The sequence below is a fragment of the Membranihabitans marinus genome (assembly GCF_021729155.1).
GTDB classification, from domain to species: Bacteria; Bacteroidota; Bacteroidia; order Chitinophagales; family Saprospiraceae; genus Membranihabitans; species Membranihabitans marinus.
The window spans coordinates 70,754-95,224 of the sequence record NZ_JAJQYA010000017.1 but is presented as its reverse complement, the minus strand read 5'-3'; the positions used below and the strand labels follow the sequence as shown (position 1 = coordinate 95,224).

The following is a 24,471-nucleotide window of genomic DNA, read 5'->3' as shown; positions in this document are numbered from 1 at the left end:
TGATCCTAAATGGATCAATGGTGAGGGAACCGAAACCTCCGTGTTTCGGGTGGGTAGGCCACTGTGCCGAGGCGTGACTGCCCCGTATTTCGATAGGAATTTAGTCACTGTGCTCCGGCTTGATTGCCCCGTAAATCTTCAGGAATTCTGCCCTCCGACATTATTACACCCTATATCGATAGCCAAAGACCAAAATGAAGAGAGAACATTCTATTTGTTAGATATTTTGGAGACGCAAGGCCACCCCACCCGAAACACTGAGGTTTCGGCTTCCTTTTCAAATGCCCATTAAGGGCATTTGGTAGTCTTTCAGACTACTTCATTCGGTCGTGTCTCTACGTTAAGGCGTGACTGCCCTATAAATTGTTAGGTATTTCACCACCGTGTCGTGGATGGGGTGGCCCATAAATCGTCAGGATTTCACCTTAATTTATTATTCGTCCCATCAGGAATGCTTCTAGCTATTTGGCCAGAGGGCAACGAAACTCGTATTCGGTGATAAGTAGAAAGATATTGAAACTCCAATCATAAGTAATTATAAATGTAATTCGTATTATATACTTTGATTAGAAATAGAATAATGTAAACAATTACTGTATACATAATGAATGTAGACTATATCATCTCGAGGTTAACCAATGAGTAACTCAAACAATGTACTATTTTGGTTAAGGCATTGATAATCAATTTTATGTTCATCCATGCGAGCGATTAATGCTTCGTAATCATTGGCTTGAGTCAACTCAATACCTACGATGGCCGGTCCCGATTCCCTACTGGTCTTTTTCACATATTCAAAAAATGCTATATCGTCATCTGGGCCCAAAACGTAGTTTAAGAAGTCTCTAAGTGCCCCAGCTCGTTGAGGGAAGTTGATGATAAAATAGTGCTTAAGACCTTCGTATATCAGTGACTTTTCTTTGATTTCTTCAGTTCTAGTAATATCGTTGTTGCCACCACTGATGACACAGACAATATTTTTACCTTTAATCTGATATTTATAGAAATCCAAGGCCGATATACTCAGAGCACCTGCAGGTTCCACTACAATGGCTTCTTCGTTGTAGAGTTTGAGAATAGTAGAGCAAACTTTACCTTCTGGGATCAATGTAATGTCGTCCAAACACTCCTTGGATATGGAAAAAGTTAAATCACCTACTTGTCTTACCGCAGCTCCATCTACAAATGGATCGATGTTTTCTAGTTTGACCAATTGACCGGTCTTAAAGGATTCGTACATGGCTGGAGCGCCTTCTGGCTCTAAACCTATAATCCTTGTTTGTGGGCTGAGTTGTTTCATTACAGAACCAACGCCACTAGCCAATCCACCTCCTCCAACGGGAAGGAAAATATAATCGATGAATTGATCGCCCATGTCTTCCAATATTTCTAGTCCAACCGTTCCCTGTCCCGCGATTATTTTTTCATCGTTAAAAGGATGGATAAAGGTTTTTCCATTTTTATTGGCATCTTCAATAGCCAATGCATAGGCGTCGTCAAAGGTGTCACCTACCAAGTGTAAGTGTACGTATTCCTTGCCGAAGAACCTCACTTTATCTATCTTCTGTTTGGGAGTAGTGCTGGGCATATAAATGGTTCCCTTGCACTGCTTGATGCGACAGGATAGAGCTACACCCTGTGCGTGGTTTCCTGCACTGGCACAGACAATTCCTTTGTCCAATTCTTCCTGGGAAAGCGATGATATCTTGTTGTAGGCACCGCGAATCTTATAGGAGCGAACCTTTTGCATGTCCTCTCTTTTGAGATAGATATTGCATTGATATTGTTCAGATAAAATTTCACTTTTAAAAAGTGGAGTATGTTGGACGACGGCAGATAAATTTTCTGCCGCCTTCCGAACATCTTCTATATCTAACAAAACCAAATTGTTGTTGGTCTTTGATGTCATTTTAGTCATTTTCAGGACGTAAAGAGCGAACTTGTTTTCCTGCTCTCCACAATTCTGAGTCATGTAAAGTTTTCAATTCAGCTTCCAATTTAACTCTGTAATCAGGTTGGCTATTGGTTGCTATAGATCTAGCAGCTTCTTTACCTGTAGCTACACTTTCGTATAGATCTTCAAATACAGGAGTTACCGCGTCTCTAAATTTATCTTTCCAATCCAATGCACCTCTTTGAGCAGTAGTACTACAGTTGGCATACATCCAATCCATTCCGTTTTCTGCTACCAAAGGCATAAGAGATTGAGTCAATTCTTCAACAGTTTCGTTGAAAGCTTCTGATGGTGTGTGACCATTTTTTCTCAATACGTTGTACTGCGCCTCGAACAAACCTTGAATGGCACCCATTAAGCTACCTCTCTCTCCTGTAAGGTCACTGTATACTTCTCTTTTGAATGTAGTTTCAAACAAATATCCTGATCCCACTGCGATACCCAAAGCGACTACTCTTTCTTTTGCCTTACCAGTTGCGTCTTGGTAAATAGCATAAGATGAGTTCAAACCTCTTCCTTCCAAGAACAATCTTCTCAAAGAAGTACCAGAACCTTTAGGTGCTACCAAGATAACATCTACATCGGCTGGAGGAATGATTTCAGTTTGCTCTTTGTAAGTGATTCCAAAACCATGTGAAAAGTAAAGAGCTTTTCCCGGAGCCAATTTTTCTTTAACTGTAGGCCAAAGTGAGATTTGAGCAGCATCGGAAAGCAAATACATAATAATGGTTCCTTTTTCGATCGCTTCTTCAATACTAAACAAGGTCTCTCCAGGAACAAAGCCATCTTCTATTGCTTTGTCATAAGATTTGGAAGGCTTTCTTTGACCTACAATGACATTAATTCCATTGTCTCTAAGGTTCAATGCCTGTCCAGGTCCTTGTACACCATAACCGATTACGGCGATCACTTCTTCTTTAAGGACTTCTTGTGCTTGTGCTAAAGGAAATTCTTCACGGGTTACAACGTTTTCTTCAACGCCTCCAAAATTCATTTTTGCCATTTTGTTTACAATTTTTAATGATTTTCTATTACTAATTTTTGAATAGATTCCAAATAATTATTCAAAGGTTCCATGTGTTTGGTGACGGCTACTCGACCCGAACGTACAAACTCATATATGCCTATTTCTTTAAGATCTTCCAACAATGCATCGGTTTCGTGCTCATGTCCTGTTTTTTCAATTATGATAAATTCAGGATCAATCGTCAGAATATGTGCATGATGTCTTCGAATTAATTTTTCTACTTTATTACTCTCGTTGAACTTGTATGCAGGAATCTTAAAAAGAGCTATTTCCTGAAATACAATTTCTTCTGGATGGTAATAAAAGGCTTTCAGTACGTCAACTGATCGCTCCATTGCAGATACCAATTTCTTAACCGTATCTTCATCTTGGTTGACCACTATGGTAAACCGATGAATATCGGGAACCGAAGATTGAGAAGTGGTTAAACTCTTGATATTGATGTGTCGCTTCGTAAAATTACCGACTACCCGCTGCAATAAGCCAGGTAAATTTTCGGTAAATATAGATATTGTAAATTCTTTCTTTTCCATAATAACTTATTTTTCAAGAACGATCTCAGACGGACTACATCCTGATGGTACCATTGGGAAAATATTTTCCTCTTTTTCTACCATGATATGCAATAAATAAGGACCATCATAACTCAACATTTCTTCCAGTGCAGGAAATAAGTCTTTGGGTTCACTTATTTTTTTAGCTTTAACACCAAATCCCTCACTAATCATTACAAAATTAGGATTTTGAAGGGCTACAGAAGAATATCGCTTGTCAAAAAACAATTGTTGCCACTGTCTCACCATCCCCAAATACTCGTTGTCTAGAATGATTACCTTAACTCCGACATTGTATTGACTTAACATGCCTAACTCTTGCAGTGTCATCTGGAAACCACCATCACCAGCTATACAAATCACTTCTTTGTCTGGTCGTCCGACTTTAGCTCCAAATGCCGCCGGAAGTCCAAATCCCATAGTTCCAGCCCCACCGGAGGTCACCATAAGATTTTTGTCCATAGCCTTGTAGTAACGAGTAGTGGCCATTTGATGTTGTCCAACATCGGTAGCTACAATAGCTTCTCCCTTAGTCATTTCAGAAAGCAAGTTTATGACTTGCCCCATCTTGATTTGTACATCGTCTGGAGTGATTAAAGTATCTTGATTTACAACTTTTTCTATCTCTATTTTATCGAGGTCCAAGAATGTTTGAATCCATTCTCCGTGATTATTGTTGTCTACCAAATCTATTAAAGATTCGAGTACCAATTTGGCATCAGAACAAATACTCACTTCTGTTTTTACATTTTTGTCTATCTCTGCTGGGTCTATTTCTATATGAATGACCTTGGCTTGTGTAGCAAATCTACTGACGTCGCCAGTAACTCGATCGTCAAAACGCATACCGATGGCAATCATTACATCACATTCTGCTGTATTGATATTGGTTGCATATTTTCCGTGCATCCCCAACATTCCCATATTGAGAGGGTGGTTGTCATCGAGGACACCCATGCCATGTATGGTCCAAGCTATAGGAATATTAGTTTTTTCAACAAATTCCTTGAAAATGTCTTGAGCATGAGCCAAATGTATTCCGTGTCCGGCCAAGATTAATGGCTTCTTAGCAGAATTTATCAATTTTGCTGCAGCTTCAAGATCAGCTTGAATGGGCTTTCTCAAAGGTTTGTACGATCTGATTCTCTTGATCTGTGTATACACAAAATCAAACATCTCAAGCTGTACATCCTTAGTAATATCGATAAGCACAGGTCCCGGTCGTCCTGAAGATGCTATATAAAAAGCTTTGGCAAATACTTCTGGTATTTCTGAAGCTTTGGTTATTTGATGATTCCATTTGGTTACCGACATCGTACTACTGATGACATCTACTTCTTGGAAGGCATCGGAACCGAGTAATTGGCTGGAAACCTGTCCTGAAATACAGACCAACGGAGTAGAATCCAGCATAGCATCGGCCAATCCAGTGACCAAATTGGTTGCACCTGGACCAGAAGTTACCATGACCACACCTGGTTTGCGCAATACTCTGGCATAACCTTCGGCGGCGTGAATACCCCCTTGTTCGTGTCGTGGAAGGATGTGTTTCAATCGATCCATGTAATGATACAGTGCATCGTAAACAGGCATGATGGCACCTCCTGGATAGCCAAAGATGGTATCTACACCCTCTTCTATAAGGCATTTTAAAACCGCCTCTGCACCAGAAATATGTACAGTTTCTATGTTCTGTTTTGCACTTAGTTCAATGGAATCTTTAATATTTATCATATTTCCAATATTTAGATGTTGTCGGTAACACATCCCTCACTAGCTGAAGAAACCAAGGCTGCATATTTTTTCAAATAACCAGATTTGGCTCTTAATGGAGGGGCGACCCAATTTTTTCTTCTTTTCTCTATTTCTTCATCACTTAATTCTACGTTGATGCTGTTGGTGATGGAGTTGATCTCAATTACATCTCCGTTTTCAACCAATCCAATTAATCCACCCACTTGGGCTTCAGGAGAAATGTGTCCTACCACAAATCCATGGGTCCCTCCAGAAAATCTTCCGTCGGTGATCAAGGCTACGGATTTTCCTAAACCAAGTCCCATAATGGCTGAGGTCGGTTTCAACATTTCAGGCATTCCAGGACCTCCTTTAGGTCCACAATATCTGATGACGATAACGTCTCCCGCCTGTATTTCTTTGTCTATTAGTGCTTTGTTCAATTCTTTCTCTGAATTAAATACTCTTGCTGTCCCTTTAAATACTTCACCTTCTTTTCCAGTAATCTTAGATACAGCACCTTCTGTGGCTAGGTTGCCATAGAGAATCTGTAAGTGACCAGAAGTTTTGATAGGATTATCTGTTTTGCGAATGATGGCTTGGTTTTTGTCCAAATCGGGAACTGCCTCCAAAACCTCTCCAACGGTTTTACCAGAAACGGTTTTACAGTTGCCATTGATATAGCCTTCTTTGAGCATCATTTTCATCACACCTGGTACACCACCTATAGCGTACAAGTCTTCCATTACATAGGCTCCACTAGGTTTTAGGTCGGCCAATAATGGGGTGCGATCACTGATGGCTTGAAAATCATCTATCGTTAAGTCGATATTTGCTGATTTGGCGATGGCCAACAAATGAAGTACAGCATTGGTTGAACCTCCTAGAACAGTGACCAAGGAAATGGCGTTTTCAAATGATTCTTTGGTAATGATGTCAGATGGTTTGATATCGTTCTCTAAAGCGTAGCGGATGGCTTTGCCCAATCGGTCCGATTCTTTCTTTTTGTCTGGACTGGCTGCGGGAATTGATGAATTATAAGTCAATGTCATTCCCAATGCTTCGATAGCCGACGACATGGTGTTGGCCGTGTACATACCTCCACAAGCACCTTGGCCTGGTATGGCATGGGCTATAACATCTAGATATTCTTCTTCACTGATGTTGCCAGCTGCAAATTGACCTAAAGCTTCAAATGAGGAAACTATGTCCAATTTTTTGCCTCCCAATATACCTGCCGCAATAGTTCCTCCGTATACCAAAATAGATGGTCTGTCCAGTCTATTCATGGCTATCATAGCGCCTGGCATGTTTTTGTCACAACCTACTACGGTAATTAATCCATCGTAATATTGAGCTGAACAAACTGTTTCTATGGAATCGGCAATAATGTCCCTACTCGGTAGTGAAAAACGCATGCCGTCTGTTCCCATTGATATACCATCACTTACACCTATGGTGTGAAATATTAGACCAATGAGATCCTGTGCCACTACACTTTTCTTGATGTCTTTGGCCAAATCATTTAAGTGCATATTGCAGGGATTTCCTTCCCATCCAGTACTGACAATTCCCACTTGGGCTTTGTCAAAATCTTCTCGCGATAGTCCTACCGCATGCAACATCGCCTGTGCCGCTGGTTGAGTAGGATCTTTGGTTAGAATTTTGCTGTATTTGTTCAGTTGTTTGCTCATTTTCTATAAATTATAAGACTAAGATACGGTATTTGTGTATGGACTACTTTGAATTTCAATAATACGTTACAATGTCTTAATGAAAAATTAATATTTTAAAATATTGGAATACAATTGATTACGCTTTTGCTTCTTACGCTAAGTAAGATGGTTTTAACCCATTTTTTATCCAATGATTACTGTGATTATTGGCTTGGATGGACGGACATTAACTACTACTTATTATTCTAAATTTGAAATTCTGTTGAAATCCATTCTCCAGCTTACGATTTATCTGATTTTATGGTGACTCATACGGTAATATGGAAGATTAACCTTTGGGTATTCAATATTAATGGTGACTGATGATAATATTTTAATCTTTTATTTAGATGAAAACAGAATCCAAAGTTCTATTTGTTTGGCAATTAAATAAAAGCAATTATCGATATCTTCGTTTGTAATCCGGTCGCCACAGCATAGACAATCCCACCTGGATAAAACCATTGGTTTCAAAATCAGAATTGGGGTAAAACTGCTGTTTATAACCGAGCAATGGGGTCAAGGTTATTAAGTCGGACACCCCAATGTCCAATCCTACATTGATTTCTCCAGCTGCTATATCAATGGAATTCAATGACTCCTCAGACGAAGTGGTTTTGAGGTAGCTGGGAGCAAGTCGAAGAAACAATCCTTTTTCAATAAAATAGTCGTTTTTGGAAAATGTGGGACAGTCGCAATCATTAATCATATCTAAAATATAGAACGCCGTGGGAATGGTGAGGCCAAACCCATGTATGCCTTCATCGTTGTTGATGTAGTTTTGATAGATGAGTCCGGGATAAAATTCTATCCTTACTTTTTTAAGTCTTGTCCAATAGTGAAGAGACAAGTCTATATGTTCGTTAAAGCCAGATACCTCTGAATCTGATGTCGTGGTGGCGAGATTGAATCTACTCTCTAGGCTAAATTGACTATAGCCGATAGTAGGTGAAAACAGTAAGATTATGGAGAAGCAAATTAATATTCGTAGCACAATGAGTATATTTAGTAAATAAAACGGCAAATTTGCAGTTTAAAGTTTAGATAATTAAAATTTATTTAGTGAGAACAAAGGGGATTAGAGATCAAAAAGTGAAAGTAATAACGCTGGGATGCTCAAAAAATTTAGTGGATTCCGAAAATATTATTTCGCAATTACGCGCCAATGATATAGACACAGTACACGAAGGGGAGTCCGATTGTGATGTGGCTATTATCAATACTTGTGGCTTTATTGATCTGGCAAAAGAAGAATCCGTCAATACCATATTGGAATACGTAGAATTAAAAAAAGAAGGTTTAGTAGACAAAGTCTATGTGACGGGCTGCTTAAGCCATCGATATAAAGAAGATTTGGAGAGAGATATTCCAGAAGTGGATGCTTATTTTGGAACGATGGAATTGCCTGGGTTACTGCATAAATTTGAAGTCGATTATCGACATGAATTAATTGGTGAGCGGGTAATCACCACCGAACCACACTTTGCCTATCTGAAAATATCAGAAGGGTGTAATCGTACCTGCTCTTTCTGTGCTATTCCCTTGATGAGAGGTAAGCACCAGTCCAAAACCATCGAGGATTTGATTCGGGAAGCTGAAAATTTGGCCAAAATGGGTGTGAAGGAATTGGTGTTAATCGCACAAGAACTCACTTATTATGGATTGGATATTTATAAAAAAAGAGCCCTGCCTCAATTATTAGATGCCCTAGCTGAGGTCGAAGGTGTTGAATGGATAAGGTTGCACTATGCTTACCCATCAAAGTTTCCGCTCGAAATATTAGATGCCATACAGAACAACCCCAAAGTTTGTAAATACTTAGATATCCCATTGCAACACGCTACCAATTCTGTACTGAAAGCCATGAAAAGGCAAATAACCAAAGAAGAAACCGAAGAATTGTTGCGAGAAATAAGAAATCGAGTGCCTGACATCACCATTCGAACCACTATTTTGGTTGGATTCCCTGGTGAGACGGATGACGACTTCGAAGAGTTGGTGGATTTTGTACGACAACAACAATTTGATCGATTAGGTGTTTTTATGTATAGTCATGAGGAAGATACTTCTGCTTATGAATTGGAAGATGATGTTCCTCACGAAGTCAAGTTGGAAAGGATGAACTACCTAATGGACGTGCAGAGAGAAATCTCATTGGCCAAGAACCAAGACAAAGTAGGGCGTAAGTTGAAAGTGTTGATAGACAGAAAAGAAGGAGAATACTATTATGGTAGGACGGAGTTTGACTCTCCTGAAGTAGACAATGAGGTGTTGATCTCATCTGATCATTATGTGAGGGTAGGAGATTTCGTAGAAGTAGAAATATTCGATGCCTTAGATTATGACTTGTTGGCAGAGCCTGTAGTCCCAAAAGCTAATATTGAGTTGTAATTATTTACTCATTCAAATCAAATATTATTATGAGGATGTCTCTGGATTTATTTTTGCAGCGTTTATTTATGTCTATTCGTTTATAACCTAGGATTTGTTTATTAACATAACTCGCTAGGCAAAGCTATTTTCCGAAGATTTTACATCATTCTAAAATTTGTTTTGTTTAAAACAATTTAAGTTATGAATTGGACTGTCGAAAAATTTAAGAGACCTTTCGAAATGGCTTTTGGCATATATTTAATATGTATGTTGATTTTTACTTTTAATTGGTTAAATGCAATAAATAGATCCCAATTTGCAGTTGAAGTATGGTTGTATGGTGCCGTTGCTTGCTTTGTATTTGGATTATTCTCAGCACTGTTGTTATTGTTCGCTCAAAATCGACAAAAACTCTGGAATCAATCTGTGTTGGCCTACATCTTACTTCTGATAGTGCATGTGGTATTATCTTATTTTATATCGGGTAAATCCATCATGGAATTAGATATGTATCGGCAGATTTTGATATTGATTACCATAGCTGTTTTGGTCTTTATCACTATTGCTGGATTAATTAAGAAGGTTGAATCTTGGTCTAGAAATCAAGATAATTTTAAAAAAAGTTAAATATGAATTTTAAAAATGGTGTACTGGGGATATGTGTATTGGCTGGATTGATCTTGACTAGTTGTAGCCATTCAACAGCTCAATCACAGAAAAAATCTGTAATATCCACCGACTTTGAAAAGATAGCAAAAAGCGAGGATGAATGGAGGAGTGAGTTGTCTCCCGATGTTTTTCAAATCATGAGAAAAAAGGGGACTGAACGAGCATTTACTGGTGAATTATTGAAAAATGAAGAAAGCGGTACCTATGTATGCGCCGCTTGTGCTCTTCCATTGTTTGATTCCAAAACCAAATTTAAGTCTGGTACTGGATGGCCCAGTTTTTATGAAGCCATTAAAGAAGGTTATGTAGCTGAGGAAGCTGATCATTCTTATGGCATGAATAGGGTAGAGGTACTGTGTGCCAGATGTGATGGTCACCTCGGTCATGTATTCAATGACGGCCCTAGACCTACCGGATTGAGATATTGTATCAATTCCCTTTCCCTAGCATTTGAGCCGGATAAACCTTAATTTTGAATACTGATGGTGAAATTGGAGAATTCGAGTTTGTCGACAGGAGTTTCTTCTAAATAGAGGTTGAGTAGTTTGGATTTGAGCTGAATTAAATTTTCTTCTAATCCAGATGCGTCGCAATGTAATTTATATTCGGCACTGGTCTTGTTGGCTTTTCTGTCGTCGATGGTGAGATTTAATTTTGGGGCCCATTCTTCCAGAATGTGGACTAGAGAAAAGTCAATTTTGATTTGGAAATAACTTTGGACGGTTATTATGACAATATCGGCGGCATCTATAGCTTCCGCGCAACTGTTTTTGTAGGCTTGAATCAAACCCGATGTCCCCAGTAAAGTGCCTCCGAAATATCGTACAACGATGACAGCTACATTTACCAAGTCGTGTTTTACGATTTGGCCCAAAATGGGTTTACCTGCTGTGCCAGAAGGTTCTCCATCGTCGTTGTGTCGCTCTAAGATTTCATGATCTAGTTTTATTCTCCAACCATAACAGTGATGTCTGGCTTTGGGGTGAAGAGATTTTATTTCATCTAAATAGGATAGGGCTTCTGATTCACTGCTTACATTTTTGGCGTAGGCATAAAATTTCGATCCCTTTATTTTTAAAAATCCTTCAGCATTATCTGATATGGTATTGTAACTAGACAAAAGTAAATGATTTTATATTTTATAATATTGGGATATTCCAATGCGAGGATATCTCAGTTTATTACATAGTGACAAATATAGAAAATTTTAATAGGGGCGAATCTGGTTCAAAGATTTTTACTTTAAAAGACTATTTTTGTATTATTTAAAGATATATCTAGGATTGTGGTCAGGAAAGCGGAAGGGGAATGATTGGTTCTCGGCGTTATAAAAATATAAAAATAACCCTTAGTAAATACCATCATTAGTCTACAAAGATTATATTTGCATTGATATATCTTTAGCCATGATTGGCTAGGGATCGAAATTGTAGTAAATGGATTTCAAGCAACCTATTAAACAATTAAAGAAAAGTATGGCTATATATAGTTATAATTTTCTATTTTGGGTAGAAGGGTAAAACAGAATTACGAACGAGTAAGTATATGACATTATCAGTACTAATCATTATCATTACCGCTATTGCATTGTTTATCACAATGTTGAATGGGTTTGTAATAAATAAAAATCGCAATTGGATCATCTCCTTTCTTCAAGCGTTTTCTGGAGTTTTCTTTATTATTTCTGGTTTTGTAAAGGCTGTTGATCCTCTGGGTACAACCTATAAGATGGAGGATTATTTTCACGCTTTCTCAAAGCACTTACTAAATACCCCATTCAAATTTTTGGATAGTCTTTGGTACTTTCTTGCTGACGAAGCCGTGTATTTCGCTTTGTTTATGATATTGCTGGAATTGGTGGTTGGTTTTTTTCTCCTCATCGGTTCTCAGCGACGATTAACTGCATGGGTATTTTTTATTTTAGTTTTCTTTTTTGCCATTCTTACAGGATTTACTTATCTGACAGGATATGTTCCTGCAGAAGCGACCTTTTTTGAATTTGGCAAATGGGGGAATTGGGTCGAAGGGCAGATGGAAGTCTCCGATTGTGGCTGTTTTGGTGATTTTTTGAAATTGGAACCTTTTACCTCCTTTGTTAAGGATGTATTTTTATTTATTCCCGCACTGGTATTTTTATTTTTTCATAAGAAAGAATATCAATGGTGGACTCCTACCATACGCACAATAGTTTCCTCAGCTTTTATCCTATTGATGGCTGCATTTGCTTTTTACAATACTTGGGTCAATATCCCGATTTTTGATTTTAGACCATTTAAGGAAGGGGTAGATGTCAAAACTACTAAGGCCATTGAAGAAGAAGCGATGAGTAATATCGAAGTTCTTGGCTATCACTTGACCAATTCACTGAGTGGAGAGGAAGTAGAGTTGACCATGGAAGAGTATTTAAAAGATTATAAATCCTATCCAAAGGCCGATTGGACATTTGAACAAATCAAGACTGAGCCAACCATGAAGACCACCAAAATATCTGAATTTGTCATCAATGGAATTGACAATGAGGATATGTCTCAGGCAATGTTGGATGACGAATCATATAATCTATGGGTGATATCTCCTATAATAGAACCGACAAATAGTTCAGTAGAAGAAGTAATCGAAGTAGATACTAGCTATAGAATTGATTCATCCCTAGTTAGAAATATCTGGGTTAAAGATACTATAGAGGATATACAAGAACGAAAACTAGAGGTTGAAGTATATCAATGGCCAGCTGATATATTGGCCAAGTACAAGGAAAAAGTTCTACCTGCTGCATCTGTGATGCATGAATTGGGACTGAATACATATGTTGCCATTGGTGGAGCTTCAAGCACAGCGGCTAACGATTTTGGAAAAGACTGGCCCACTTGGATTCATCTGGGTACAGCAGATGCAATTTTACTAAAAACTATCATTCGTTCAAACCCCGGATTTTTACTTGTGAAAAATGGTGTAATCATTCGTAAATGGCATTTTAATAGCTTTGATACTAATGAATTACGTCAAATAATTAAAAAAACAGATTAACATGCTCAGTAGGAGAAGTGTGCGCGTAAAGGTGATGCAAACAATTTATAATTGGTATCAAGATCCCCAATTAAGTCGACCAGAAGTGGTCAATAGGTATAAGGAAAGTGTAAAACAATCATACGATTTACTACTGTTTAACTTGAGAAATGTTGTCTTGATCGCCCGGATGTCTGTGGAAGATAAAGAGAAGAGAAATCAAAAATATCTGCCCACAGAAGACGATCGTCAATTTGAACCCATTCTGTATCGAAATGTTGTGATTTCTAGTATTGAGGAGAATAAGATATTTAAAAACACTAAGGGCAAACACTATAATGATTACCTAGACGTAGCTCAAGCGCGTAAGTTGTATCGAAACTTTTGCAATACAGAATCTTATGCCAATTATCTAAAGATCAATGAGCCCAGTGAGGAACAACATATAGAAATATTGCTAGAGTTGTGGAAGTATTTGATTCAAGATCAGTTGTATCTGGAATTGGTTTATGATGGATTCCCCATATGGATAGATGATGATACCTTGGTCAAAGGCTTCATTAAGCGAATAGTGAAGGGGATTTCAACAAATCAAATGATCATTGAGGAGTTTAAACCCGATGAAGATACCATAAAGATATACGGAGAGACTTTACTCAACGATGTAATCGATCACTTCGCAGAATATGAAAAGAGGTTAGTGCCTTATCTTAAGAACTGGGACGTGGATAGAATTGCCATTATCGATCAGATCCTAATCAAAATGGCTTTGTCTGAATTTATAGCCTTTGCATCCATTCCTACAAAGGTGACTTTAAATGAATATGTAGAAATAGCCAAAATGTATAGTACTGATAAAAGTAAAGACTTTATCAATGGTATATTGGATGCAGTATTAAAAGATTTACTGGATGGCGAAGAGATAAAAAAGCAAGGACGCGGACTTTTACAATAATTTAAATTTTTTTCAGTGGTATTAATTTTAGACTTTGGCTCACAAGTAACTCAACTCATAGCTAGAAGAGTGCGTGAATTGAATATTTATTGTGAGATCAAACCATATAATGATTTTGTGGTGGGAGAAGATGTGGAGGCCATCATTCTTTCTGGTAGTCCTTTCTCTGTTTTAGACGAGAAGAGACTTTATTTAGAATTGTCTGACATTGTAGGGCGATTGCCTATTCTGGGTATTTGTTATGGAGCTCAGTGGATAGCCCATTACTACGGAGGACAAGTTCAAGCTTCTGACTATAGGGAGTATGGTAAGGCTAAACTTACGAAAATTCACGGTGCCGATGCAATAGTTAAAGATATTGACCTTGGTAGCCAAGTGTGGATGTCTCACGGAGATACTATTAAGTCTTTACCCGACGGATTTGAATTGATAGGAGGTACAGAAGATATTGATGTGGCCATCTTTAGATCTCAATCGGATAAGTTTGAAAAACCAGTTTACGGTGTTCAATTTCATCCCGAGGTCACCCATTCACTCCAGGGCAGTCAATTGTTGAAAAATTTCTTGGTCGATATAGCCCAGTTAAAACAGGATTGGACTCCATCGAAATTTGTACAAGAAACCATCGCTGATATTCGTCAACAAGTAGGTGAGGATGAAGTGATATTAGGATTGAGTGGGGGAGTGGATTCCACCGTAGCGGCAGCATTGTTACATGCAGCTATTAAAGATAAGTTGATTTGCATTTTTGTCGATAACGGTTTGTTGCGCAAAGATGAATTTGAGGAAGTAATGCACAGTTACAAAGACATGGGTTTGCATATAATAGGAGTGAGGGCAGCCGATGAATTTTATGAAGCATTAAAAGGATTAAAAGATCCTGAAGACAAACGAAAAGCCATTGGGAAAGCTTTTATCGATGTGTTTGAACGCGAAGCGAAACAATTTCCCAATGCCAAATGGTTGGGCCAGGGAACCATCTATCCCGATGTCATAGAATCACTTTCGGTACACGGACCGTCGGCAACGATAAAATCACATCACAATGTAGGAGGTTTACCAGAAAAATTGGATTTGAAAATTATTGAACCACTGCGTGCGTTATTTAAAGATGAGGTGAGAAGAGTCGGAAAAGAAATGGAAGTTCCAGCCAATATCTTGAATAGACATCCCTTCCCAGGACCTGGATTGGCTATTCGGATCTTGGGCGATATTACGGCAGATAAGGTCAGAACTCTTCAAGAAGCAGATAGTATTTATATCGAAAACTTAAAGAGTACTGGATGGTACGATAAGATTTGGCAAGCGGGTACAATATTATTGCCTGTGGAATCAGTTGGTGTTATGGGAGATGAGAGAACCTATGAAAAGGCAGTAGCATTGAGAGCGGTCAATAGCTTGGATGGGATGACGGCAGAATGGACACCGATACCCTACGAACTATTAGGAAAAATATCGAGCGAGATCATTAATAAAGTAAAAGGAATTAACCGAGTTGTATATGACATTAGTACCAAACCCCCGGCCACGATTGAGTGGGAATAGGTCAATAAATTTATTATTTCTAATACTTTGCGCTATTTCGATGCAAAGTTGTGGTTTTATGAATGACTTGTTTAAGCCCAAAAAAGAAGTCAAAGAGCGCGAACGCGTTGTAGTTGAAGAGTCGGTTGAGGTTGAAGAAGTAAAATGGAGAGATGCCACAATAGAAGACAAAGTTTTGGAGGAATATCCTGCAGAAAAAGTGGTAGATGAGAGTCGCCCAATACGCATATTGTGTATTTTCCCTTTTGAAGGAAATATGGAAAATAGGATGTCGGCCTTTTATTCCGGCTTTAAACAGGCTGGTTTGAAGTTTTCTGGCAATTATTCTTTTGATGTGACTGCTATGGATATAGCTGAGATTATCAATACCCCATCAGTACTTCCCAAATTGGTCGATAGGGAAAATGCCGATGTGATTGTGTTGCCCTACAGTAGTTCGAATATCAATGAGATATTGAAATATGCTAAACGCTCTAATATCCCTGTTATATCACCTTGGAATACAAGTAATGAGATTGACTTTTATAAAGGATATATTAAATTAAATCCTGACTTAAATACCCACTTAATAGCAATGGCCGAATATGCGGTACGTTTATCAACTGCCAACAATACTCTAATTCTGACAGAGAAGAAGGACGCCAATATGGTGGATCAGATGCTGAAAGCCAATTCCGATATTCAGCATTTGTACACTAGTTCTAATCCCAAAGATGATATTGCCAGAATTCAGAGTTCGATTGAGGCCCATGACATAAGTTCTGTTATTATCCCCAGTTGGAGATCATCCGATGAAGCCTTTTTTATCTCTCTGCTCTCAGCATTGAATGCTGCGCGTCAGGGAAAGGTTATCAGCGTCTTTGCACTGTCGAGTTGGATGAATAGTCAAAAAATTAATTTTGATCAATTTTCGGAATTAAATTTACACTTTACAAGTTCTCGATTCTTAGACAATACAATACCTATTGTCAGTCGATTCGAAGAAAATTACTACAATCAGTATAAGTACTTTGCCAACGAATCCGTGTTTTACGGTTACGATGTGTTTTCAATTATTGCTCAACTCTTTAGTCAATACGGCTATAATTGGCTATCGAGGTTAAATGAATTTAGTTGTAGTGACTGCTTTTTTAGATATCGGATACAGGAAAATATCAATGCTGAGGGAACAAGTTATTTCGAGAATCGACATGTGGACATAATATCATTGAAGAATTTTCAATACAATCGGGTAAATTAATATTTTTATTCACTGAGGTTTACAGATTGATTGGTCATAATTCATCGGTCGACAATGTTTATGAAATATATATAATGAAAATATCGGCGGAGAGACATAGAAAATACATTGATTTAGCGAATTTTAGACAACAAAATATTACCGTTATTCTCGAAAATATATTTGATACCCATAATATTGGAGCTATCCTTAGGTCATGTGATGCTATAGGGATTTCAGATGTCTTCATTTTGTACACAGATCCGCAACTACAAGGCAGGGATTTTGTGATGGGGAAAAGGACGACTGCTGGCACAAGAAAATGGGTTCAGGTTCATTATTTTGAAGATCTCGATCAGTGCTTTACCTATGTTAGATCTATATACAAAAAAATCTATACTACACATTTAAGCGATGATGGTCAATCCCTCTACGATATGGATTTGACTCAATCCTGTGCTTTGTTATTTGGCAATGAAGGATCAGGGGTGAGTGTGGAAGCCCTGTCCAAGGCAGATGGCAACTTTTCTATTCCTCAGATGGGGATGGTGGAGAGTCTCAATGTGTCGGTAGCATGTGCAGTAACCCTCTTCGAAGGATTGAGACAACGCAGTGAAAAGGGGATGTATACTCAATCGGAGGAAGTATTGCCACAGGCTCGTCCCATCTACGATAAATACATGGATATGCATGCGACCAAAATAAGGGAAATGCCTATCATCAATCACGTAGAAACAGATATAAAAAAACACCAAGATTGATGCTAAATCATTCTTGGTGTTAAATTATAGTTTTATAAGAATTAGATCCTTATGCTTCCAAAGGTGGTATTCGCAATACCTGACCTGGATAGATCTTATCCGGGTGGCTCAACAATGGTTTATTGGCTTCAAATATCATTGGATATTTCATTGCATCGCCGTAATGAACTTTTGCAATCTTGGATAGTGAATCTCCACTTTTAACTTCGTAAAATGTAGATTCTGGCTTAGGTTCTATGACATTTATTCTGTCGTCTACAGTGGCAATGCCTTCTACATTACCCAATGCCAAAATAATTTTTTCTTTTTCCTCTTGAGAGTCAATTTTACCATAAACAGTCACTTGATCATCTACTAATTCAATAGATAAATCATCAATTTCGTAGCCCAGTTGTGAAACTGTTTGCAAAAGGATAGCTTTTCGTTGCTCTAATTTTTCAGCAGCATCAGCAGCCGATTCTTTTCCAAATAAATTGGCGCCTGCCTTTTTTAAAAAAGAGAATAGTCCCATGTTTTTTAATGTTTTAGTGAATAATTTAATTTTGAAATTTACCTTGTGTAAATCTCAACGTTAATATAATAAAATTTGTGTGGGATAAGTCTTTTTTTGTATTAATTTTATGTATATCGTGGACGCTGAATAAGACTATAGATTAAATCTTTGAGTTGACCGAAGAAATTTATTCAATGTTTTGTCGATATATTTCACTGGGTAAAGCAGAGATTTGAAGGTGTTATTAGGGTATGAGATGATGAAATAAAAACTATGGGATTAAGAATAAACCTAGTGAATATTCACAGTTTAACCATAATTTAAAAGCTCTGCACATACTTTAATTGAATTTTAATGTGTTGTACACCAATTTTATAGGGCTTTATTTTTAGGTATTTGTATTCCTGTGTTAAATAACTTATGGATTTTTCAGGTTAAACCTTATATTTGCGCAGTTTTAAGCGTTATTATAATAAAAGTTAATATATTAACATGCAAGCTAAAGGAGTTATTAAATTTTTCTTGGTTTTATTTGCCATCGTATGCGTGTTTCAGTATATTTTAATCTTCCCCACGTGGAAGGTTGAAAAGAATGCTGAAAATTATGCTGAGAAAATGGCAGCTTCCGTGATGGATCAAGGAGAGAAATTAGGAGTTAAGAAGCAGGCGAGGATTGCTTATTTGGATTCTATGTCTAGTGAAAATGTGTTTAGCATACCACTATTCAAAGAATATACATATGAGGAGTTGAAAGGCCAGCAATTAGCTCTAGGTCTGGATTTGAAGGGTGGATTAAGTGCACTTTTACAGGTAGATATCAAGGATTTATTCTTGAATTTAGCGAAAAATAGCACCGATCCTACTTTTAGAAAAGCCTTGGACAGTGCGGAGAAATCTATGTTGTCTTCCGGAACAGACTACATCACCGCTTTTGCTTCTGAATGGAGAAAAGTAGCCGAAGGTAAAACATTGGCCAACATTTTTGCTAAAAATGAAATTCTAAAGGAAGATATTACCTTTAGTTCAGATGACAATACTGTGATTGCAGTGTTGCGTCAAAAAGCGAATGAAACGGTAGAATTGACTTATAAAAGGTTGTCTGATCGGATCGATAAATTTGGTGTAGCTCAACCCAATGTTTCTTTGGACGAAAGTCGTCACATTATATTGGTTGAATTGCCTGGTATAGAAAACTATGAGAGAGCTCGTAACTATCTTCAAGCTCAAGCCAATTTGGAATTCTGGAATGTTTACCGAATCTCAGACAACAATATCGTATCTATCTTTACTCAAGCCAACGAAAAGTTGAAAAGACTACAAAGTGGCGATACAACAAGTTTGGCTGCTGAGGAAGAAGTTGAAATGAGAAAAGATACCATTAGAACTCCTGTATTGGATAGTTTGGGGAATGCGACAGGGGATACTACGGTAGAAATTGTAGATGTTCCTGTTCAAAAAAATCCGTTCGAAGGTGGTCCATTGTTCGAAGCTTTTACACCGAATTATACCGGTGCATTGGGATTGGCAGTGATGGGACAGGCAGAGAAAAACAAAAGAAACATAGTTACTGAGTATTTATCTAAGCCTGAGATCAAATCAATGTTTCCTTCTGATCTCAAGTTTGTTTGGGCATCAGAACCCAATAGAGATTTTACTACAGGGCAAAAAACCAATTTGTACTCTCTATATGCCTTAAAGGCTGGTAGAGCTGGAGCAAGTGCCCCATTGTCGGGAGAACAAGTGATTAGTGCAGTAGCTGCACCAGATCCGATTACCAATAAAGTAGCGGTCTCTCTTAAGATGAATAATCAAGGGGCCCGAGTATGGGGAGATTTAACGACCAAAGCTGCTCAAGATAACAACAGAGAGGTAGCCATCGTACTAGATAACGAAGTGGTTTCTGCACCTCAGGTAAATACTCCGATTACAGATGGAAATAGTTCAATTTCTGGAAATTTCACTGTTCAAGAGGGGAATGACTTAGCCAATGTATTGGAAGTGGGTAAATTGCCTGCTAAAACTAAGATTATATCTGAAGCCTTAGTTGGACCTTCTTTAGGTAAAGAAAATATTCGAAAAAGTATAATCTCTCTATTATCGGGATTTTTCTTGGTAATGATCTTTATGATATTTTATTACAATGGAGCTGGATTCGTTTCTATCCTAGCTTTGTTTGCCAACCTCTTCTTTATATTTGGAGCATTGGCCTCTTATGGTACTGTTTTGACTTTGCCTGGTATCGCCGGTATTGTATTGACTATAGGTATGGCTGTGGATGCGAACGTAATTATATACGAAAGGATTCGAGAAGAACTTCGAGATGGTAAAACCGTTCTCAATGCCATCAAAAATGGTTTCCAATATTCTTATTCCGCCATTATTGATGCCAACGTAACCACATTGATTACCGCCATTATTTTGGCCTATTTCGGTGTTGGTCCGATTAAAGGTTTTGCCGTAGTTTTGATTTGGGGTGTAATCTTTTCCTTTATCACTGCCGTTTGGTTAACTCGATTGATCATCGATTACTACAATGATAGAGGGGGTAAATTGATTACTTTCTGGAGACCGAATACCAAAGGTTTATTAGAAGGAATCAATATCGATTGGTTGGGCAAAAGAAAGAAAGCTTATATCTTCTCTGCAGTTTTTGTAGGATTGGGTTTGATATCTATTGTCACCAGAGGATGGGAATTAGGTGTTGATTTCAAAGGAGGTTATTCATATAACGTTGCCTTTGACAAAGATATGGATGTGGATTTGGCCACTTTAAAGGGGGCATTAAGTACTGCTTTTGAAGGGGAACCAGTAGTTAAATCTATTGATGCTTCTAATCATTTCAATATTACTACTTCTTATTTGGTAGATGATGTGTCTGAAGATGCAGCCGATAAAGTAATGGCTAAATTATACGAAGGAGTCAACAGTGTAGCTGGAGGTCAAATAGACTTTGAAGCTTTCAAAGCTACTGATGGGGAAGGTACTCATATCATTAGTTCATCTCAGGTAGGACCTACCATTGCCGATGATATAGCCAGTAGTTCATGGAAGGCTATCATATTTGCCCTAATAGCTATATTCCTTTATATCTTTATTCGATTTAGCAAATGGCAATATAGTTTGGGTGCGGTATTCGCAATTTTCCACGATACATTGGTTATTCTAGGTGTGTTCTCATTGTTTAGAGGTATTCTACCTTTCTCTTTAGAAATCGACCAAGCCTTTATTGCAGCTTTGTTGACAGTTATTGGATATTCAATGAATGATACAGTTATTGTTTACGATAGAATTAGAGAAAACTTTAATAGTTACTCTAAAAAATCAAGATATCAATTGATCAATGACGCCATCAACAGTACCATGTCTAGAACATTGATTACCTCAATGACTACCTTATTGGTTATCTTGTTGTTGTTGATATTTGGAGGAAGTACGATTAAAGGATTTGCATTTGCTATTTCCTTTGGTATTATCTTCGGTACATATTCTTCTGTATTTATCGCCTCACCTATACTTTACGATCTATTAGGTGCAGCAAAAGACAAAGAATCGGCTTCAAAATCAAAAAAATCTGAAACCGCTACAGTAAGTTAGATTAATATCTAGTTAATTAAATATATTAGAAGGGTAAAGCCATATAGCTTTACCCTTTTTTTATTAAATTTAGTGTACTATGAATAGCATTCGTCTTATTATTGTATTCGGTGTATTAGGTTTTTTCTCTGGTTGTGTAACCACAGAGAAGATTTTGGATGGTGCATCCGCTTTTGAACGGAAACGCTATGCACAAGCTATCCAGTTTTTTCTAAGTGAGTACGAGTCGGTTAATCAGATTCCAGCCAAAGCAGATATTGCTTTTCACTTAGGTGAATCCTATAATCACATTGGTTTCTATGGGGATGCTAGCAAGTGGTTTTTTGATGCTTACGAAAAAGAATATGGTCTTATTTCTCTATTGAAATATGCAGAATCTATAAAGAAAGTGGGCAATTATACAGAAGCATTGGCCGCCTATCAGATTTTGTTGGACCAAACCAAAGACTATGACCGTTTTCAAAAAGAAGTAAATGCTTGTAAGGTAGCTCAAGATTGGGTAGTTTCAGCGGCAGACCGCCCAGAACTCATAGTGGAAGAGGTAGCTGCTTTTAATTCTCCCAATTCCGATATCTTAAATACAGTTGTCAATGAAAATCATTTATTTATTTCCTCGGATCGAGGTCAAAGCCAAGGAAGGCAATTTTATGCTTGGACGGGAAATAAATTTTTTGATTTGTTTGAAATCGTCAACAATAATATCGAGAATTCTTTGGAACCAAACATGAATACAGATTTGCATGAATCTGATTTTACGACAGTAGGACCTATAACCGTATTTACCCGATGTCAGGATAGTGAGGAGGAGTACGATGTATTTTGTAAATTGTTGTTTATGGTCAAAGAAGACGATGTATGGTCTGAGCCAATGACATTTCCCTTTGATAAAATAGGGGTGAATTTTATGCATCCTTATATTGATCCACAAACCCTGCGTTTGTATTTTTCATCCGATATCGACAAAGCTGCTAGAGGATATGATATATATTATTCAGAGTATATTGATAGCGAATGGACAGATCCAATACCGGTAAACGAAAGCAATATCAATAGTGAGTCCAATGAAATTTATCCAACGGTATATAAGGATACATTGTATTTTAGTTCTGATCGACCTGGCCTAGGCGGTATGGATATTTATAAAACTTATAAGGTTAATAATAAATATGTCAATCCCCAGAATCTTTTGCCACCTATCAATTCATCATTTGATGACTTTAAGTATTTGCCATTTGAATCCAATTATACAGATAGAAGTTCAACGGCATACTTCAACAGTAATCGCAGCAATGGCAGTGGGAGAGACGATATATATATGTATTACGTAACCGTGCCTGAAAGAGAAGAAGAAGTAGTAGTATCTAATAATGTTTTTACGAAACAGTTGATGGTAAGAGTGGTTACGCCCAACGATGATGATGGATTGATGTATCCATTGGCCGATGTTTCCATTCTCAATGAAACTCGAAATGAAAGCATAAAGACAGCTTTTAATGGAGAGGTTGCTTTAGATCAACCCGAATCTCAAATGAGGTTTCGGTTTTCAAAACCGGGGTATTTTACCTATAAAGAAACGGTCAATATCAACGATTTGCCCAAACCCGATACTATAGGTAATGTAATTACTTATAATTATCGCAAAGTCATGGATGCCATAGTTTTAGAAAAAGAAATTGTGCTTAAGAATATTTATTACGATTATGATAGATGGAATATACGGCCTGATGCCCGCCCGGTTTTGGATAGTTTAGCCACGCTGTTGTTCAATAACCCATCGATAAACATAGCCCTAACGTCTCATACTGACTGTAGGGGTGAAGATGATTACAATAATGAATTGTCTCAGAAAAGGGCAGAATCGGCGGTAAATTATTTGGTTTCCAAAGGGGTAAATGACCAGCGTCTATCCGCTCAAGGTTATGGAGAATCCCAACCGGTGATAAGGTGTATATGTGAGGATTGTACTGAAGATGAACATCAGGCCAATCGTAGGACAGCCTTTAAAGTGGTAGAATAGATAGTTGACTTTTCTCCTTATCCGTTTTATTCCAAATCCACTGAATACCCAAGGCGAAATGATGACCTAAAAACGACTGAAATTGGTTACTGATATCTATATAAAACTGTGAATTTACAGGTAGTCTCAGGCCTAGACCATAGATTATGGGGTGTATTTGTATACTTAAATACAGATCTATATTTTTATAAAGTTGGTTTTGTATCCCTAGACCAGAATGCCAAAGCTCAGGACTGGTATATTGCCCTTTCAAATAAATAGCTATTTCTTTATTTATCTTTAAATGACTGCCTATGGTGTATTGCATATCTTGGCTAGCACGATAGGATTTTAGCCCAAAACTGCGTTCTATACCTAGGGAGAAACTATAATTATTCAGGATAATACTACCTAGGATGTGTGTAACTGTGGCCGATCGATTCTCATGGCCTGGTATACTATTGCCTTGATATTTTTGCTCTATGCCTATGGCTAATACAGGTCCCAGTTTTTTATTATAACTCAACGATATACTGTATTCTTTGTAGAATGTTGTGCCAAAACCTTGAATGCCAGCTGTTATACCGTCAGATGATTTTGTTGTCATACTGGTGTATAGGGAATAATGATTGATGCCAAAGTGAAGATAGCCAGTACTACCACCAATATTTAAACGATGGCCATCCGAAAATACGATAAGACTAGGATTTTCTATATAACCATCATACTGTGGTGAAGAAATGTCCATGTTGAGTAAGCCGTGTTGTCTGGCCGATACAAAGATAGGAGAGATGTATTGTGCTTGGACAAGATTGCCAACAAGTATTAGCGCGAATATTGAACATATTAATGCCATTTCCTAAGTTAATAAAAATA

Annotated in this window: 19 protein-coding genes; 10 read left to right on the top strand and 9 right to left on the bottom strand. The window is 37.7% G+C overall.

Annotated features, from left to right (window positions below; all coding sequences use genetic code 11):
- Nucleotides 1–631: 631 nt before the first annotated feature.
- From ilvA to LVD51_RS12055, 6 genes are all read right to left on the bottom strand, one after another.
- Entirely contained in the window at nucleotides 632–1,909 is a 1,278-nt protein-coding gene (ilvA, locus tag LVD51_RS12080; protein WP_236971636.1) for a threonine ammonia-lyase, read from the bottom strand.
- A gap of 1 nt (nucleotide 1,910) precedes the next feature.
- Nucleotides 1,911–2,957, bottom strand: a complete 1,047-nt coding sequence (gene ilvC, locus LVD51_RS12075) for a ketol-acid reductoisomerase (RefSeq protein WP_236971635.1) — start codon at nucleotides 2,955–2,957, stop codon at nucleotides 1,911–1,913.
- Between the two features lie 14 nt (nucleotides 2,958–2,971).
- A complete protein-coding gene (ilvN, locus tag LVD51_RS12070) occupies nucleotides 2,972–3,514 on the bottom strand; it encodes an acetolactate synthase small subunit (protein WP_236971634.1) in 543 nt (180 codons plus the stop codon).
- Between the two features lie 6 nt (nucleotides 3,515–3,520).
- Complete coding sequence (gene ilvB / locus LVD51_RS12065; protein WP_236971633.1) at nucleotides 3,521–5,269, bottom strand: biosynthetic-type acetolactate synthase large subunit; 1,749 nt, start codon at nucleotides 5,267–5,269, stop codon at nucleotides 3,521–3,523.
- A gap of 11 nt (nucleotides 5,270–5,280) precedes the next feature.
- Entirely contained in the window at nucleotides 5,281–6,963 is a 1,683-nt protein-coding gene (gene ilvD / locus LVD51_RS12060; protein ID WP_236971632.1) for a dihydroxy-acid dehydratase, read from the bottom strand.
- Nucleotides 6,964–7,384: 421 nt separating this feature from the next.
- Nucleotides 7,385–7,978, bottom strand: coding sequence for a hypothetical protein (locus LVD51_RS12055; RefSeq protein WP_236971631.1), 594 nt, complete (start codon nucleotides 7,976–7,978; stop codon nucleotides 7,385–7,387).
- A 68-nt stretch (nucleotides 7,979–8,046) separates the two neighbouring features.
- On the opposite strand from LVD51_RS12055, the gene rimO reads away from it, so the two are divergent.
- From rimO to msrB, 3 genes are all read left to right on the top strand, one after another.
- Nucleotides 8,047–9,375: a 30S ribosomal protein S12 methylthiotransferase RimO gene (gene rimO, locus LVD51_RS12050; protein ID WP_236971630.1), complete on the top strand. Its 1,329-nt coding sequence runs from the start codon at nucleotides 8,047–8,049 to the stop codon at nucleotides 9,373–9,375.
- 183 nt (nucleotides 9,376–9,558) lie between these two features.
- On the top strand, nucleotides 9,559–9,984 hold the full coding sequence (locus LVD51_RS12045; RefSeq protein ID WP_236971629.1) for a hypothetical protein: 426 nt from the start codon (nucleotides 9,559–9,561) through the stop codon (nucleotides 9,982–9,984).
- A gap of 2 nt (nucleotides 9,985–9,986) precedes the next feature.
- Nucleotides 9,987–10,496: a peptide-methionine (R)-S-oxide reductase MsrB gene (gene msrB, locus LVD51_RS12040; RefSeq protein WP_236971628.1), complete on the top strand. Its 510-nt coding sequence runs from the start codon at nucleotides 9,987–9,989 to the stop codon at nucleotides 10,494–10,496.
- Here the strand turns inward: msrB and LVD51_RS12035 are convergent.
- Nucleotides 10,493–11,146 carry an IMPACT family protein gene (locus LVD51_RS12035; RefSeq protein ID WP_236971627.1) on the bottom strand — a complete coding sequence of 218 codons (654 nt, stop codon included), beginning with the start codon at nucleotides 11,144–11,146 and terminating at the stop codon, nucleotides 10,493–10,495. The two genes, msrB and LVD51_RS12035, sit on opposite strands and share 4 nt — an antisense overlap.
- A gap of 425 nt (nucleotides 11,147–11,571) precedes the next feature.
- On the opposite strand from LVD51_RS12035, the gene LVD51_RS12030 reads away from it, so the two are divergent.
- The 5 genes from LVD51_RS12030 to LVD51_RS12010 all read left to right on the top strand — a co-directional run bounded on the left by LVD51_RS12030 (nucleotide 11,572) and on the right by LVD51_RS12010 (nucleotide 17,512).
- Nucleotides 11,572–13,053, top strand: a complete 1,482-nt coding sequence (locus LVD51_RS12030; RefSeq protein WP_236971626.1) for a DoxX family protein — start codon at nucleotides 11,572–11,574, stop codon at nucleotides 13,051–13,053.
- A 1-nt stretch (nucleotide 13,054) separates the two neighbouring features.
- Nucleotides 13,055–13,987, top strand: coding sequence for a transcription antitermination factor NusB (gene nusB, locus LVD51_RS12025; protein ID WP_236971625.1), 933 nt, complete (start codon nucleotides 13,055–13,057; stop codon nucleotides 13,985–13,987).
- Nucleotides 13,988–14,002: 15 nt separating this feature from the next.
- A complete protein-coding gene (gene guaA / locus LVD51_RS12020; protein WP_236971624.1) occupies nucleotides 14,003–15,532 on the top strand; it encodes a glutamine-hydrolyzing GMP synthase in 1,530 nt (509 codons plus the stop codon).
- Between the two features lie 58 nt (nucleotides 15,533–15,590).
- On the top strand, nucleotides 15,591–16,772 hold the full coding sequence (locus tag LVD51_RS12015; protein ID WP_236971623.1) for an ABC transporter substrate-binding protein: 1,182 nt from the start codon (nucleotides 15,591–15,593) through the stop codon (nucleotides 16,770–16,772).
- A gap of 74 nt (nucleotides 16,773–16,846) precedes the next feature.
- Nucleotides 16,847–17,512 carry a TrmH family RNA methyltransferase gene (locus tag LVD51_RS12010; protein ID WP_236971622.1) on the top strand — a complete coding sequence of 222 codons (666 nt, stop codon included), beginning with the start codon at nucleotides 16,847–16,849 and terminating at the stop codon, nucleotides 17,510–17,512.
- A gap of 49 nt (nucleotides 17,513–17,561) precedes the next feature.
- On the opposite strand, the gene lysM is transcribed toward LVD51_RS12010, so the two are convergent.
- Nucleotides 17,562–18,023, bottom strand: coding sequence for a peptidoglycan-binding protein LysM (lysM, locus tag LVD51_RS12005; protein ID WP_236971621.1), 462 nt, complete (start codon nucleotides 18,021–18,023; stop codon nucleotides 17,562–17,564).
- A 474-nt stretch (nucleotides 18,024–18,497) separates the two neighbouring features.
- On the opposite strand from lysM, the gene secDF reads away from it, so the two are divergent.
- Both secDF and LVD51_RS11995 read left to right on the top strand, forming a co-directional pair.
- Nucleotides 18,498–21,599 carry a protein translocase subunit SecDF gene (gene secDF / locus LVD51_RS12000; RefSeq protein WP_236971620.1) on the top strand — a complete coding sequence of 1,034 codons (3,102 nt, stop codon included), beginning with the start codon at nucleotides 18,498–18,500 and terminating at the stop codon, nucleotides 21,597–21,599.
- 79 nt (nucleotides 21,600–21,678) lie between these two features.
- Nucleotides 21,679–23,616 carry an OmpA family protein gene (locus LVD51_RS11995; RefSeq protein WP_236971619.1) on the top strand — a complete coding sequence of 646 codons (1,938 nt, stop codon included), beginning with the start codon at nucleotides 21,679–21,681 and terminating at the stop codon, nucleotides 23,614–23,616.
- Here LVD51_RS11995 and LVD51_RS11990 read toward each other — a convergent pair.
- Nucleotides 23,600–24,451, bottom strand: a complete 852-nt coding sequence (locus LVD51_RS11990) for a hypothetical protein (protein WP_236971618.1) — start codon at nucleotides 24,449–24,451, stop codon at nucleotides 23,600–23,602. The two genes, LVD51_RS11995 and LVD51_RS11990, sit on opposite strands and share 17 nt — an antisense overlap.
- Between the last annotated feature and the right edge of the window lie 20 nt (nucleotides 24,452–24,471).